Consider the following 14,663-nt stretch of genomic DNA (forward strand, 5'->3'; position numbering starts at 1 on the left):
CTCTTCAGGTCTGTCGATTGCGGCGCGACGCTGACCGAGTGACACAGTCAACAGTCATCTTGGCCCTGGTGGTCGTCACAGCTCTCGGCTTCGACTTCACCAACGGGTTCCACGACACCGCTAACGCGATGGCGACATCCATCGCCACCGGAGCGCTGCGGCCGAAGGTGGCCGTTGCCCTTTCCGGTGCTCTCAACCTCATCGGCGCGTTCCTCTCCGTCGAGGTCGCGCTCACCGTCTCCAACGCCGTCGTCAAGATCCAGCAGAAGGACGGCACGCCCAAGCCGGACCTGGTGGGTGACGGCGGCAAGGCCCTGCTGCTGATCGTGCTGGCGGGCCTGATCGGTGGCATCGTCTGGAACCTGCTCACCTGGCTGCTCGGTCTGCCGTCCAGTTCCTCGCACGCCCTCTTCGGCGGCCTCATCGGCTCGACCATCGCGGGCCTCGGCTGGGCCGGCGTCAACTGGGTCGGCGACGGCACCAAGCTCGACGGCGTCGTCGGCAAGGTGATACTCCCGGCCATCGCGTCACCGGTCATCGCCGGCGTCGTGGCCGCGGTCGGCACCTGGCTCATCTACAAGGTCACCGTCGGGGTCGCGGCGCGCTTCACCGACAACGGCTTCCGCTGGGGTCAGATCGGCAGCGCCTCGCTGGTCTCGCTGGCGCACGGCACCAACGACGCGCAGAAGACGATGGGTGTCATCACGCTCGCGCTGATCGCCAACGGCGACTGGCACGACACCAAGAACATCCCGATCTGGGTCAAGATCGCCTGCGCGCTGGCCATCGCGCTCGGCACCTACCTGGGCGGCTGGCGGATCATCCGGACGCTCGGCAAGGGCCTGGTCGAGATCGCCCCGCCGCAGGGTCTCGCCGCCGAGTCGGCGTCGGCCGCGGTCATCCTCGCCTCGAGCCAGCTCGGCTTCGCGCTCTCCACCACCCACGTGGCCACCGGCGCGATTCTCGGCACCGGCGTCGGCAAGCCGGGCGCGCAGGTCCGCTGGCGGGTCGCCGGCCGCATGGTCGCGGCGTGGCTGATCACTCTTCCGGCGGCTGCGGTCGTCGGCGCGATCATGTGGTACATCGGGCACCTTGTCGGCGGCGGTGTCGCCGGCGCGATCGTCGTCTTCGTGATCCTGGTGGCCTTCGCGGTGTTCATGTACATCCGCTCGCGGATCAACCCGGTCGACCACAACAACGTCAACGACGAGTGGGACGGGGCTCCGGCCGCGGAGCAGCCCGTTCCCGCCGGCGCGGCGAACTGAGAGAGGCGAGAGCGACATGCACAACGTGACACTGGCCCTCCAGGGCGCCTGGAAGGTGCTCGCCGCCAGCCTCATCCTCGGGGCCGGTCTGCCGCTGATCTTCGCCTTCGGCATCCGCTCGCTGGCCTGGGGCTCGGGTGGCGAGGCCGAGGTCCACGCGACCGGCGTGAGCGGCCCGAAGGCCAACCCGGCCGGCACGGTCCTCGCCTGGATCCTCTTCATCATCGTGCTCGCGGGCGTCGCGCTCGGTATCACCTATGTCGTTGCCACGGGCTTCGGCAAGGTGATGAGCTTCGACCACATCTACCCGACGATCCACTCCAAGTAGACAGGTAAAGGTGAGCTCGGTGGGTGATTCCCGCTCCAATTTCCTGACGCGTGCGGTCGACTGGCTGCGCGCCGGCTACCCGACCGGCGTGCCGCGCCAGGACTACGTCGCCCTGCTCGGCATCCTGCGCCGCAAGATGACCGAGGAAGAGGTCAAGAAGATCGCCACGGCCCTGGCCGACCAGTCGCTGAGCAGCGACGACCCGATCTCGGCCGACGACATCGAAAACATGATCAGTGGCGAGCTGCTCCAGGACGCCACTCCGGAGGACATGGTCCGGGTCTCGGCCCGGCTCGCGGCCGGCGGCTGGCCGCTCGTCGACCCGCCTAACGACTGAGTTAACCGAAAGCGAACGGCCGGGGTCGCAGGCTCCGGCCGTTCGCGGTGCGTGGGACAAACGTGACAGATCGCTCACGTTAGGGAAACGGGAGGTTAACAGGGGCGGAACATCGAAAAGGTTCCGTTCACCCCCTAGGCCCCGGTCGGCAACGTCGGTGACGATCACCTGGTGACCCAGACTTCAGTGATCCTGGCACTGGTGATCGTCACGGCTCTTGCCTTCGACTTCACCAACGGGTTTCACGACACCGCGAACGCGATGGCCACCACCATCGCCACCAACGCCCTCCGGCCGAAGACCGCCGTCGCTCTGTCCGGCCTGCTCAATCTGGTCGGCGCGTTCCTGTCCGTACAGGTCGCGCTCACCGTCACCAACGCCGTCGTCAAGATCCAGAACTCGAACGGCACCCCCAAGGCCGGTCTGACCTCCGACGGAGGAAAGGCGTTACTGCTCATCGTGCTCGCCGGCCTGGTCGGCGGGATCGTCTGGAACCTCCTCACCTGGCTGCTGGGCCTGCCCTCCAGCTCCTCGCACGCGCTCTTCGGCGGCCTGATCGGCGCCTCGATCGCGGGGCTCGGCTGGGCCGGGGTCAACTGGAACGGCGACGGCTCCAAGCTCGACGGCGTCGTCGGCAAGGTGCTGCTCCCGGCCGTACTGTCACCGGTCATCGCCGGCGTCGTCGCCGCGGCCGGCACCTGGATGATCTTCAAGGTCACCACCGGGCTGGCCGCCCGCTACACCGAGCGCGGCTTCAAGTGGGGTCAGATCGGCAGCGCCTCGCTGGTCTCGCTCGCGCACGGCACCAACGACGCCCAGAAGACGATGGGTGTCATCACGCTCGCGCTGATCGCCAGCGGGGACTGGTCCGACACCAAGAACATCCCGCTCTGGGTGAAGGTCGCGTGCGCGCTGGCCATCGCGCTCGGTACCTACCTGGGCGGCTGGCGGATCATCCGTACGCTCGGCAAGGGCCTGGTCGACATCAAGCCGGCCCAGGGCATGGCCGCCCAGATGGCGTCGGCCGCGGTCATCCTGTCCTCGAGCCACCTCGGGTTCGCGCTGTCCACCACCCACGTGGCGACCGGCTCGGTGATCGGCTCCGGTCTCGGCCGCCCGTCCGGGCTGGTGCGCTGGCGGGTGGCGGGCCGCATGCTCGCCGCCTGGCTGATCACCCTCCCGGCCGCCGCGGTGGTCGGCGCGGTGATGTGGTGGCTCGCCGACTCGCTCGGCGGACTGGCCGGTGCGCTGGCCGTGTTCGCCCTGCTGATCGTCACCGCGTTCGCGGTCTGGCTGCGGGCCCGCAAGGCTCCGGTCGGCCAGCACAATGTCAATGACGAATGGGAGGCCGCGGGCGATGACCGCGCGCCCCTCGAGCTGGTGGGCTGACACATGAGCAACCTGCATTTCGCCCTCGACGGTGCCTGGCGGGTCTTCCTGGCCAGCCTGATCCTCGGCGCCGGCCTGCCGGTGCTCTTCGGCCTCGGCATCCGCTCGCTGGCCTCCGGCGGCGAGGCCCCAGCCGGGGTGCCGGCCCGGATAACCGCCTACCTGCTCTTCGCCGTGGTGGTGCTGGGCGTGCTGCTCGGCCTCACGTTCATCGTGGCGACCGGCTTCGGCAAGGCGCTGAGCTTCGAGCACATTTTCCCGACGATCGTGGCCAAGCACTGAGTCAAACCCCGGGACGCCAGATCGCGACCGGGCCGTCGGTGAGGTGGCAGACCACCGCACCGGCGGCCGCGTCGCAATGGCCGAAATCGGCGTCGGTCGTGCCGAGGATCCGCACCGCCGTACGAGCCGGGTCGAAGCGGCCGAAGAGGGCCGGGTGGCCGGCGGCGTTCACGGCGTACGCCATGGTGCCGTCCGGCCCGAGAACCTGGCGCCAGCCGCCGAGATCGGCCCGCACCCGCCCGGTCGCCGGGTCGAGGACCGTGAGCGGCATCTGGTCGGGAGTTCCGTTGGCGTTGCCGGCCAACAGATAGCCTCCGGCCGGGTGGGCGTAGGTCCACCGGTCGGAGGTCCAGCGGGTCTGCCCGGTCGCCGCGTCGAGGGCGACCAGGTTCGTCAGATAGGCGCAGAGCTCAGCGCCGCAGTCCGGCTCCAGCCACGCCCCCGCGAACTCGAACGAGCCGGTGGGCCGATGCCAGCGGGTGGCCAGGCCGGGCAGGGTGTAGGCGGTCGCGCCGGCAGCGTCCGTGCCGATGAGGAGCAGCGAGCCCGCCGGCTCGGCCAATGCGTCCGGCATGGGCCCGAACGGCGCCGGGCGAGCGGTCGCGAGGTGTTTGCCGGTCAGGGCGTCGTAGCTGTCGAGCCGGCCCGCGGGGTCGACGGAGACGAGCCACCGCGGCGTGCCGGCCGCCGGGCCGGCGGTGAGGAGCTGGCCGCCGACCGGTGCCAGTACGCCCCAGCGGTACAGCCCGGTCCGCAGATCGACCGCGTCGAAGTCCTCGGCCGGGTCTCGGTCGTCGGTGAGCAGCACCAGCCCACCGGCCGCCGACGCGCCGCGCACCAGCCCGAACTGCCACCACCGCCGGGAACCGGAGGCGGGGTCCAGCGCGACGACCGCCGGTCGCCCCCCGATCGTGGTCTCGACCAGCGTGGTGTCGCCGACCGCCCGCACCCCGGACACCGCCTCCGGGATCTGCAGGGCCGCCTGGGAGAGCAGCTTGCCGTCGGGCAGCCGGTAGGTGCGCATCGGCCGGGGGAGACCGGTCGGGGCGGCGTCGACGACGTACAGCTTGCCGCCGCTGACGAAGACGTTGTCCTCGTTCCGCGCGGTGATCAGGGTGGCCTTCAGGTGCTCCGGCACCGGCGGCGTGGCCGGGCCGGCGAGGGCGAGGAGGACCAGACTCAGCACGGCGAGGGCGGACCGGCCCCGGGGACGCGACCGCCCCGGCCGAAGACCGGCGGCCGGGGCGGTGTCGAGGTCGATCAGGGCGGAAGTCACGCCGCATTGTGCCCGCCGGTCAACCCTTGGTCGAACCCAGGGACAGGCCGGCGATGAACTGCTTCTGCAGCAGCACGTAGATCAGGACCGTCGGGATGGCCGCGATCAGGGCGGCCGCCGCGATCAGGTTCTGGTTGGCGACGAACTGACCCTGCAGGTTGGCCAGCGCCGAGGTGATCGGCCGCTTGTCGCCGGTCGAGATCAGCGTGATGGCCCAGAAGAAGTCGTTGTAGACCCAGGTGACCAGCAGCGTCGCCAGCGCGGCCAGGGCGGGCCGGCACAGCGGCAGCGTCAGCCGCCAGTAGCGGGTCCACAGTGACGCGCCGTCGAGCAGTGCCGCCTCGTCGATCTCGAGCGGCACCGACTTCATGAAGTTGCTCAGCACGAAGACGCAGAACCCGAGCTGGAACGACAGGTTGATCAGGATCAGGCCCAGGTACGAGTTGTAGATGCCGAGCGCCAGGTAGATCCGGTAGAGCGGGGTGATGATGACCTGCTGCGGGAGCAGGTTGCCGGCCGTGAACAGGATCAGCAGCGGGATGTTGAACGCGAAACTGAGCCGGGACACCACGTACGCCACACACGACGCCAGAAAGAGGGCCAGCAGCACGGACGGCACCGTCACGTACGCCGAGTTGAGGAAGAACTTCCACATCCCGGACTGGCTCCACGCGTCGGCGAAGTTGGACAGCGTCAGGTGGTGCGGCAGGGAAACGTATCCGAGCTTGTTGGTCTCGGAGATCGGCCGGAGCGCGACGTAGAGCGCGAAGACGATCGGCGTTATCCACAGCACGGTCATCACGATCATGAACAGCTGGGAGGCCCAGCTCGCCACCCGGGGGCCGATCGGCGCGCCCGGCTTCGCGGCGTGGGCCGGATGCTCGGCGTGCGAAGCCGGGGAGGCCGTCACCGCGGTCATACCTTCTCCTCCCGGCGGAACGCCTGCCAAAGAAAGATCGAGATGGGGACGAGAGAGATCACCAGCAGGATGACGCCGAGCGTCGAGCCGAAGCCGATCCGCTGGGTCTCGCCGACGATGTTCTGGGTGACCGCGACCGACAGCAGTTCCAGGCCGCGCAGCGGATTACCGCCGCTGGTGATGTAGACCAGGTCGAACGCGCGCAGCGACTCGATCACGGTGACCACAAGGACCACGATGTTGATCGGCCGCATCGCCGGGAAGATCACTCGCCAGAACGTCTGCCAGCCGGTCGCGCCGTCGACGATCGCCGCCTCGCGCAGCGACGGGTCGACCGCCTTGAGGCCGGCCAGATAGAGGATCATCACGTACGGCGCCTGCCGCCAGCTCGCCTCGACCAGCAGCGCCCACAGGTTGAGGTGCGGGTTGCCGAGCCAGTCGATCACGTTGTCGTTCTGGTTGTGGTGCACCAGGGTGTTGATCAGCCCCAGGTTGGGCGAGTAGATGAGCTCCCAGATGATGCCGATCAGCGCCAGCGACAGCATCACCGGCAGGAACAGCAGGCTCTGGTAGATGCGGGTGCCGCGGATCCCCCGGTCGAGGATCACCGCGAACAGCATGCCGAGCGGGGTGGCGATCACGATGAACACCCCGAGCCAGATCGCGTTGTGCTGCACCGCGGGCCAGAAGTCGGGGTAGTTGGTGAACGCCTGCTTATAGTTCTGTACGCCGTAGAGACAGCCGGGCTGCGGGATGCCGGGCGCGGTCGGGAAGTCGGCGCAGGACTGGAGCTTGATGCCGCCGACGCCCGTCCACTTGGTGAACGAGAGGAAGATCGAGCCCAGCGCCGGCACCCAGATCAGTGCCAGGTCGAGCAACAGCGGGATGCCGAGCATGAGGGCCGCGACGAGTTTGTCGCGGCGGGTGAGCGTACGCCCGCGGCGGCGGCGCCGGATCGGTGCCGCCGCCGGTGCAGGGATCGTTTGCGTCATCAGCTGAAGATCGTCTTGGCCTGAGACTCGGCGCTCTTCTGGATGGTGGCGATCGTGTCGGCCGTCGGCGAGTCGATGAACTGCTGGATCAGCTTGATCATCGCGTTGGCCATGTCGGGAACCGTGTCGCGGTCCATGAACTGCGAGACGTTCTTGCACTTCGCGATCTCCTGAACCGACTTCTTCTGGATCGCGTTGTAGGTCGGCACCTGAAGCCCGTTGGCCAGGCCGACGTCCCACTGGTCGGTCTTGAGGAAGGCGGCCTCGGCGTCACCGGTGCCGATGTATTCCAGGACCTTCTTCGCCGCGGCCTGGTTCTTGCCCTTCTTCGGCAGGATGAAGCCGTCGGCCGGGGCGTCCATGAAGTCGGTGCCCCACTGCGGGTCGATCGTCGGGTAGACGAAGAAGTCGAGGTCGTCGAGGTTCTTCGGGTCGTAGTTGGCCGCGACCTGGTTGGAACCCTGGAACATCAGGCCGGCCTGCTTGTTCTCCAGCGCCTTGGCACCGTCCTGCCAGGTGCGGCCGTTGGCCGCGCTCTGCATGTACGGCATGATCTCGCGCCAGTGGTCGAACACCTTGGTGACGCCCGGGTCGGTCCACGGAACCTGGTGCTTCATCAGCTTGATGTGGTAGTCGTAACCGTTGGTGCGCAGGTTGATGATGTCGAAGGTGCCCAGCGCCGGCCACCCGTCCTTGTCGGCGAACGCCTGCGGCACGATGCCGTCCGACTTCATCTTCTTGAGCAGGGCGACGTAGTCGTCCCAGGTCGTCGGGACGGTGTAGCCCTTCGACGCGAAGACGCTCTTGTTGTAGAAGACGACCCACGGGTAGTTGTAGATCGGCACCAGGTAGTAGTGCCCGTCCAGGCCCTTGGAGAGGCTCTTCGCGGCGTCGTTGAAGTTGCCGCCGATCTTGTCCCACACGTCGTCGATCGGCGTGAGCAGGCCCTGCGCGGCGAAGAACTGCAGCCGGTAGCCCGCGAACCAGGTTGCCAGCGAGTCGGGCGTGCCCTGCAGGTAGTTGCTGATGTTGTTCTGGAACGTGTTGTGGTCGGTCGTGTTGACCGTGATCGGCACCTTGGTCGAGGTGGTCGCCCCCGAGGTCAGCGTGGCGAAGGCACCCTTGGGCGCGGCGTCGGAGTAGTTCGAGCCGAAGGTGATCGGGGCGGTGTCGGAGCCCTGCGAGGTGCCGGACGACTTGTCGTCGTTACCGCACGCGGCGAGCAGCGGGGCCGCCAGCCCGGCTGCGGCGAGCGCACCGGTGCCCTTGAGCAGGTTGCGCCGGCTCATTCCGGACGGGTTGCTTGCGAACGGACTTGCCATGGACCGCCTCCTGGGTGGACCTGCCGCCTCATGGAACGGCGGTCATCGTCGCTTTGGGGAGTGATTATGAAACCAAACGAACAAAGTTCAACGGATAACGCCAAGTCAAAACGTACTTATGCACGACTGTCAAGGCTCTGTTTCATCAAGATTTCCCCGAAAGATCAACTGCGCAGGTCAGGGATGGTCGGTCCCGCCGGGCGGAGCCACTTGCGCTGGTCACGGACCAGCTTCCGGGTGTACGCCGTGAGCACCGCACTCGTGGCGCCGGCGCCGCCCTGCCGCCGCTCCCGCACAATTGTGAACGTGCACAACGGATCGCCGCTCAGACCGCGGGCTCGGGGCGTACGGAAGGGAAGCGCTCGTCGCCCGGCGGAGAATGACCCTCGACGGCGGGCGGGCACCGGCCCGCACGGCCGCGGTGCCGGCGGCCGTGCGGTGTCCAAATGATGTGCGGTGTCCGATTGATCAGTGGCGCAGGGCGCGGGCCAGGACGCCGATGTCGGCCTGGTCGGTGAACAGTCCGTCGAGGCCCGCGTCGAGGAACGTGATCTGCTCGTCGATCGCCCGGCCGTACGCGTTCGGGTCGGTCCCGACCCGGTAGTCGGCCGGCAGGAACTGGTTCTCGGCCCGGAAGGTGTACGGGATGACCTTGAGGCCGACCGCGTGGGCGTCGTGGACCAGCGAGGTCGGCTCGCCCAGCGTGTCGTCCGCGTTGCGCCCGATGACCTGCACCTTGTCGGGCCCGATGCCGTCGACGTAGGTCGACAGCTCCTTCAGCCCGGCCTCAGTGAGGTACTGGGCGTACGTCTCGGGGTCGTTGAACGGCGTGCCGGTCGCGCTGGTCAGGAAGACCAGGTTGACCTCGACCCGGTACCGGTCGTTGAGGTCGCGCAGGTTGTGCGCCTCGAACGACTGGATCCAGACGTCGGCGCCCCGGTGGTTGAGCCCGAAGCGGTCGAGCATGTGCACCAGCGGGGTCTCCAGCTCGAGGCCGAGCCGCCGGAAGTAGGTCGGGTGCTTGGTCTCCGGGATGACGCCGATGTCGCGGCCCAGTTCCTTCGACAGGCGCGCCCGCAGCTCGAGCATCTCCTGGAAGGTCGGCACCTCGAACAGGCCGTCGTACATCGTGTTGTGCCGCCGCACGGCGGGCAGCCGCTCGACCGCACGCAGCGTCTTCAGCTCGGCCAGCGTGAAGTCGTCGGTCCACCAGCCGGTGGTGCTGACGCCGTCGAGCAGCACGGTCTTCCTGCGGTCGGCGAACTCGGGCCGGGTCGACACGTCGGTGGTGCCGCCGATCTCCGGCTCGTGCCGGCAGACCAGCACGTGGTCCTTGGTGGAGACCAGGTCGGGCTCCATGTAGTCGGCGCCCATCCGGGCCGCCAGCTCGTACGAGGCGAGGGTGTGCTCGGGGCGGTAGCCGGCGGCTCCGCGGTGGCCCATGACCAGGGAATGCCTGCCGTTCCCGCCCGCGTGAGCCGGCGTGGCCACGGCGGCGGTCAGGGCGGGTGCGGCGGCGGCGACGGCGCCCATCCGCAGCACCTGGCGGCGGTCTGCCACAGATCCTCCACGGGGCTTGCGGCCCGGCGACGGTCGCCGGGCGTCCCGGGGGCAGTCGACCGGTCGCAGCCGTCCGTCAGGAGAAGATCGTGTGGCGTGTTCGGGAACGCCTCGGTAAGCGTCGAACAGATCACCTGTCCGGGGGACCGGCTACGATGTGCCGGCCAGATTCGTCGGGGGAGTCTCATGAGGTCGTTCTGGGGGGTGCCTCGCCCCTCCGGCGCGCCGGGCCGTTCCGGTCGCGACTGGACGGTGGCCGGTGTCTTCGCCGCGCTCGCCATCCTCGAGGCGCTGACCCGGCCCGAGGCCCGGCCGGCGGCCGGGGTGGCGCTCGTGCTGACGCCGGCCCTTCTCGGCCGCCGGCGGCACCCCCTGGTGGTCCTGCTGATCGCGGCGGTCGCGCTTCTTCTCGTACGCGGCGAGCAGGGCTACAGCCTCGCGTACCTCCTGCTGCTGCCGTATTCGCTGGTCCGCTGGGGGTCCGGCCGCGAGATCGTGGCCGGTTCCGTGGTCACGGCCGCCCTGGCCGGAGCCTTCTACCGCCCGGAAGCCGGCTTGATCGTGGCGGCCGGCGCGCTCGGGCTGGCCATGCGCTACCGGGCCCGCGAGAAGGCGCGCGAAGCCGACCAGATCCGGCTGCGCGAACGGGAACGCATCGCCCGCGACCTGCACGACACGGTCGCCCACCACGTCTCCGCGATGGCGATCCAGGCCCAGGCCGGGCTGGCCGCGTCCCCGACCGAATCCCTGCTTCTCATCGAGGCCGAGGCGGCGCGGGCACTGGCCGAGATGGGCGCGGTGGTCCGGGCCCTCGGCGACGACCGCCCCTACGTCAGCGAGCTGGCCCGGCTGGCCACCCCGGTTCTCGGCGGCCCGCCGGTCCACCTGGCGATCGACGGCAACCTCGACAACCTTCCGCCGGCGGTCGGCGCGGCCCTGTTCCGCCTGGCCCAGGAGGCGGTGACCAGCGCCCGCCGGCACGCCCACCACGCGACGCGGATCGAGATCCGCGTCGCCGCCGACGACACATCGGTCCACCTGCGGGTGACCGACGACGGAGACGTACGCGGCGCCGACCGCGAAGGCCTCGTCCTGACCGGCATGCGCGAACGGGCCGTCCTCCTGGGCGGCGTCTTCACCGCCGGCCCCAACCCCGACCGCGGCTGGAGCGTCACCGCGACCCTCCCGCGCGCGGTCTCGGCCGGCTGACCGTGCGCGGCGTTTGGATCATGTCCGTTCTGAGCGGACGCGTTTCTGAAGGCGACCGCGGCCACGGGCAGTAGGTTGGCACCATGGTCGGTGCGGTGGTGGTGATCGTGGCGGGCGCACTGGTCGCGCTGACCGGTCTGCTGGGCTCGATCGGCCGGCTGCCCCGCAACCGGCTGGCCGGCGTCCGCACGGCCGCCACGATGCGCAGCGACGAGGCCTTCGTGGCCGGCAACCGGGCCGCCGGCCCACCGATCGTCCTCGGCGGCCTGGTCGCGGTGGCCGGCGGCGTGGCCGTGCTGTTCGGCGCGGGCAAGCCCGCGATCATCCCCGGCGTGGTGATCATGGTGGTGCTGGCCCTCGTGGGCGCTTCCCGGGCCAACCGGGCCGCCCTCCGCCGATCTGGTCCTCTTTAGACAGCCGCAGGCACCCTGGAGTGAGGGCATGATCCGGCGGATCCCCCTGGCGGCCGGGCTTCTGCTCACGCTCTCGGCTGGCACGTCCTCGCAGCCGTCACCGACCGGAGGGATGACAGCGCCCGGAATACTGTCTCTATGGGACGGAGGCTGAGCTACGACGACGCGGCCCGGATCCTCGGCGGCGACGTGGCCACGATCCAGCGGCTGATCGACGTGCTGGTCGGGGCCGGCATGATCGCGCTGGTCGGGCCGTTCCGCGAGGTGCTGGGCTGGTTCGACGCCAAGGCCGAGCTGAGCAGGATCACCGAGCGCCTGATCACGGGCCTGGTCGAGCGGCGGCGGTCGCTGTCCCGCCACGAACGCACCGAGCGCCTGCAGGCCGCTCACTCGCTTCTCGCGCTGGCCGCCTTCTTCGAAGTCATGGCCGAGGTGAAGTTGCCGCTCGACCCGGCCGACCTTCAGCTGAGTGCGTCGGAGCAGGAGGCCTTGGCCGCCGGTGTCGCCGCGTCCACCCGCTCGGCGCCCACCCCAGGCCCGGCCGAGCCCCATGAGGAGTTCCGGGAGCGGCTCACGGAGTTCTATCGCGCGCTGGCCACCTTCGTGGTCCGCTACGGCACCGGGCTCGCCGTCTGGGAGCGGGTCGGCGACTCCATGCTCGCCAAGGCCTCCGAAGCGGTCACCGGCCTGGCCGAGCCGGCCGTGGTCCGCTTCGAGAGCATGCTCGGGCGGCTCGCCGTCGACTTCCCGGAGGTGGCGTTCTGGGCCGGCATGCGCGAGCAGAACGCGATTCACGCGCGTCTCCGCGAGGCCAATACGGGGCTGGTTGCTCTCGGTGAGGTGTTGGACGCCATTGCCGTCGGGCGGGCACCGGACCAACGACGCGCGAGTCTGGCCCGTGCCTATGGCGCCGCCCTCGACCGGCCGATCGCGGAGGCGGGCGAGGTGCCGGCGGGGCTCCGGCTTCCGACACTCAGTCGTGCCTTCGTGCCGCAGGCCTACCGCGTCGCCGAGGTGACCGGCTCGATCCCGCTGAGCAGCGAGGACTGGTGGGAAGGGCGTCCGATCCGGGACGACCTTCTCGCCTTCCTGACCGGACGGCTGACCTCCCCGGAGCTGACGGCCGCGCCGATGATGGTGCTGGGCCAGCCCGGGTCGGGCAAGTCGGTGCTCGCCCGCATCCTCGCCGCGCGGCTGCCCGCCAACGACTTCCTGCCGGTGCTGGTCGAGCTGAGGTCGGTGCCCGCGGCCGCCGACGTACAGGACCAGATCGAGCAGGCGATCCGGGCCGACACCGGCGAGCGGGTCGAGTGGCCCGCGCTGAGCCGGTCGGCCGGTGACGCGCTCCCGATCATCATCCTCGACGGCTTCGACGAGCTCCTGCAGGCGACCGGGGTGAGCCAGACCGACTACCTGCTGCGGGTGGCCTCGCTCCAGCGCCGGGAAGCCGATCAGGGCCGGCCGGTCGCCGTGATCGTGACCAGCCGCATCAGCGTGGCCGACCGGGCACAGCCGCCCGAGGGGACGCTGGCGGTCCGGCTGGAGCCGTTCGACCGTCCCCGCGTCGCCGCGTGGCTCGACACCTGGAACCGCGTCAACGGGGTCGAGGTCGACCTCGAGACCGTCCTGCGATACCCGGATCTCGCGGGTCAGCCGCTGCTGCTGCTCATGCTGGCGGTCTACGACGCCGAGGGGAACAGCCTGCGCGAGGCGGGCGCGCTGCGGCTGGACCAGCTGTACGAGCGTCTGCTCGAACGCTTCGCCCGGCGCGAGGTGGAGAAGCGTGCCGCGAGCCTCCCGGCCCGCGACCGTGACCGTCTCACCGAACTGGAGCTGCGCAAACTGGGTGTGGTGGCGTTCGCCATGTTCAACCGGGGCGCGCAGTGGATCTCCGAGGAGGACCTGGACGCCGACCTGCGGACGCTCCCCGGCCTGGTCGCCGGTAACGCGGCGGCGGCGTCACCGGCCGGTCTCCGGGCCCCGATCCGGGCCGCCGAACTGGCCCTCGGGTCGTTCTTCTTCGTACACCGGGCCCGCGCGACCCGGGACGGCAAGCGCCTGTCCGCCTTCGAGTTCCTGCACGCGACGTTCGGCGAGTTCCTGGTCGCCCGGCTGACTCACCACGTGATGCTGGACATGGTCGCCCGCGAGCGCACGACCACGTTCGTGACGAGCGCGGCCGCCGACGACGGCCTGATGCACGCGCTGCTGTCGTTCGCGCCGCTGGCCGGTCGCCGCCAGGTCGTCGCGTTCCTGCACGGCATGGCCGAAGACCTGCCGCCGGAGGACCGCGCCGACTGGGTCGACCTGCTGGTCCGGCTCTTCGAAGCGGCCCAGCAGCCGCGGCTGGCCGACGTCTTCGACACCTACCTGCCGAAGCGGCAGACCGTGCCCGCGCGGATCGCCGCCCACACCTCGAACCTTCTGATGCTCATGCTCTGCGTCGCCGACCTCACCGCCGCCCGCCTGACCGGCGCGACCGGGGAGGGAGTGATCCGCGCCTGGAGGGAATTGGCCCTCCTCTGGCACTCCCAGTCCGGGCCCAGCGGCTGGCCCGGCCTGATCGACCACGTCCAGGTCGACCGCATCCGGCGGGACCGGTTCCGCGATGTCGCGCTCAGCCTCCGGCTGGACCACCCGGCGACCGCCGCGCCGGTCGACATGAACTGGGTGCTCGGCGTGGATCGACCGGAGGAGGATGCGCCGGATGACCTCCGCAGTTGGATGTTCGCCGGCAGCTGGGAGGATGTGCGTCGCGAGAGGCACTTCAGCTGCGACGGGCCCGACGACTTCCAGCAGCACGCGGTGGAGCCGCTTCACCGGACCGGGCTGGCCGAGGCCGGTGGCTACGTCTACCTGCCCCGAGGGCACGATCCGGTCAATATCCTCGGCGCCCTCTTCGCTCTGCAGCACGACCACGACCTCACCCGCGCCGCACGGGAGGCGCTCTATCGCCAGGCGGCGGAATGGGGCTACCGATTCCCCGGCATCGTCGAGCCGTTGCTCCGCACCCTGGAACTTGATGGTGACGTCGGGCTCGCGCTGGTGGCGGAGATCGTCGACGTCGTCTGCGATGCCGACATCGACGCCGCAACCAGGATCGCTCTCCTCCGCTGCATCACCGCACATCTGGGCAAGGGCGAGGACACCTACGTCCGAGGGGCGATCGTCGGCGCGATCGTGTCCATCCTCGAGCAGGATGAGAACGAGTGGACGGAACAGCACGTGGATGCCGCGGTCCGGATGGCCGAGCTGAAGATCATCCGTTACCCGATCACCGAGAGCCGCGCCCGCCTGCTCCTCGATACCTATGCAATCCAGCGACCCGACCTGGTGTCCCGGATCCGCATCCTCCGAAGAAGCTAGTAATG

At 69.7% G+C, this 14,663-nt stretch carries 13 protein-coding genes; 8 read left to right on the plus strand and 5 right to left on the minus strand.

Annotated features, from left to right (window positions below; translation table 11 throughout):
* Positions 1 to 38: 38 nt before the first annotated feature.
* The 5 genes from AB0M88_RS26010 to AB0M88_RS26030 all read left to right on the plus strand — a co-directional run bounded on the left by AB0M88_RS26010 (position 39) and on the right by AB0M88_RS26030 (position 3,601).
* The gene (locus tag AB0M88_RS26010) at positions 39 to 1,265 is read left to right on the plus strand and encodes an inorganic phosphate transporter (protein ID WP_364106527.1); all 1,227 of its coding nucleotides are present in this window, start codon (positions 39 to 41) and stop codon (positions 1,263 to 1,265) included.
* A 16-nt stretch (positions 1,266 to 1,281) separates the two neighbouring features.
* Positions 1,282 to 1,593 (plus strand): hypothetical protein, encoded by a 312-nt coding sequence (locus AB0M88_RS26015; RefSeq protein WP_364106529.1) that lies wholly within the window; start codon positions 1,282 to 1,284, stop codon positions 1,591 to 1,593.
* A 19-nt stretch (positions 1,594 to 1,612) separates the two neighbouring features.
* Positions 1,613 to 1,930, plus strand: a complete 318-nt coding sequence (locus tag AB0M88_RS26020; RefSeq protein ID WP_364106531.1) for a DUF3349 domain-containing protein — start codon at positions 1,613 to 1,615, stop codon at positions 1,928 to 1,930.
* Between the two features lie 171 nt (positions 1,931 to 2,101).
* Positions 2,102 to 3,319: an inorganic phosphate transporter gene (locus AB0M88_RS26025; RefSeq protein ID WP_364106533.1), complete on the plus strand. Its 1,218-nt coding sequence runs from the start codon at positions 2,102 to 2,104 to the stop codon at positions 3,317 to 3,319.
* A gap of 3 nt (positions 3,320 to 3,322) precedes the next feature.
* Positions 3,323 to 3,601: a hypothetical protein gene (locus AB0M88_RS26030; RefSeq protein ID WP_364106535.1), complete on the plus strand. Its 279-nt coding sequence runs from the start codon at positions 3,323 to 3,325 to the stop codon at positions 3,599 to 3,601.
* A gap of 1 nt (position 3,602) precedes the next feature.
* On the opposite strand, the gene AB0M88_RS26035 is transcribed toward AB0M88_RS26030, so the two are convergent.
* From AB0M88_RS26035 to AB0M88_RS26055, 5 genes are all read right to left on the minus strand, one after another.
* The gene (locus AB0M88_RS26035; RefSeq protein WP_364106537.1) at positions 3,603 to 4,877 is read right to left on the minus strand and encodes a PQQ-binding-like beta-propeller repeat protein; all 1,275 of its coding nucleotides are present in this window, start codon (positions 4,875 to 4,877) and stop codon (positions 3,603 to 3,605) included.
* 19 nt (positions 4,878 to 4,896) lie between these two features.
* Positions 4,897 to 5,796: a carbohydrate ABC transporter permease gene (locus AB0M88_RS26040; RefSeq protein WP_364106539.1), complete on the minus strand. Its 900-nt coding sequence runs from the start codon at positions 5,794 to 5,796 to the stop codon at positions 4,897 to 4,899.
* Complete coding sequence (locus AB0M88_RS26045) at positions 5,793 to 6,788, minus strand: sugar ABC transporter permease (protein WP_364106541.1); 996 nt, start codon at positions 6,786 to 6,788, stop codon at positions 5,793 to 5,795. The genes AB0M88_RS26040 and AB0M88_RS26045 overlap by 4 nt, the downstream gene beginning before the upstream one ends.
* A complete protein-coding gene (locus AB0M88_RS26050; protein WP_364106543.1) occupies positions 6,788 to 8,110 on the minus strand; it encodes an extracellular solute-binding protein in 1,323 nt (440 codons plus the stop codon). The genes AB0M88_RS26045 and AB0M88_RS26050 overlap by 1 nt, the downstream gene beginning before the upstream one ends.
* Positions 8,111 to 8,578: 468 nt before the next feature.
* On the minus strand, positions 8,579 to 9,670 hold the full coding sequence (locus AB0M88_RS26055) for a glycerophosphodiester phosphodiesterase family protein (RefSeq protein ID WP_364106545.1): 1,092 nt from the start codon (positions 9,668 to 9,670) through the stop codon (positions 8,579 to 8,581).
* A gap of 186 nt (positions 9,671 to 9,856) precedes the next feature.
* Here AB0M88_RS26055 and AB0M88_RS26060 point away from each other — a divergent pair, with 186 nt between their 5' ends.
* The 3 genes from AB0M88_RS26060 (at position 9,857) to AB0M88_RS26070 (ending at position 14,658) form a co-directional block, all read left to right on the plus strand.
* Positions 9,857 to 10,879, plus strand: coding sequence for a histidine kinase (locus AB0M88_RS26060; RefSeq protein WP_364106547.1), 1,023 nt, complete (start codon positions 9,857 to 9,859; stop codon positions 10,877 to 10,879).
* A gap of 83 nt (positions 10,880 to 10,962) precedes the next feature.
* A complete protein-coding gene (locus AB0M88_RS26065; RefSeq protein WP_364106549.1) occupies positions 10,963 to 11,292 on the plus strand; it encodes an SdpI family protein in 330 nt (109 codons plus the stop codon).
* Positions 11,293 to 11,430: 138 nt separating this feature from the next.
* A complete protein-coding gene (locus AB0M88_RS26070) occupies positions 11,431 to 14,658 on the plus strand; it encodes a hypothetical protein (RefSeq protein ID WP_364106551.1) in 3,228 nt (1,075 codons plus the stop codon).
* Positions 14,659 to 14,663 lie beyond the last annotated feature (5 nt).

The sequence above is a fragment of the Actinoplanes sp. NPDC051411 genome, assembly GCF_040682075.1.
In the GTDB taxonomy this organism is placed as follows: domain Bacteria; phylum Actinomycetota; class Actinomycetes; order Mycobacteriales; family Micromonosporaceae; genus Actinoplanes.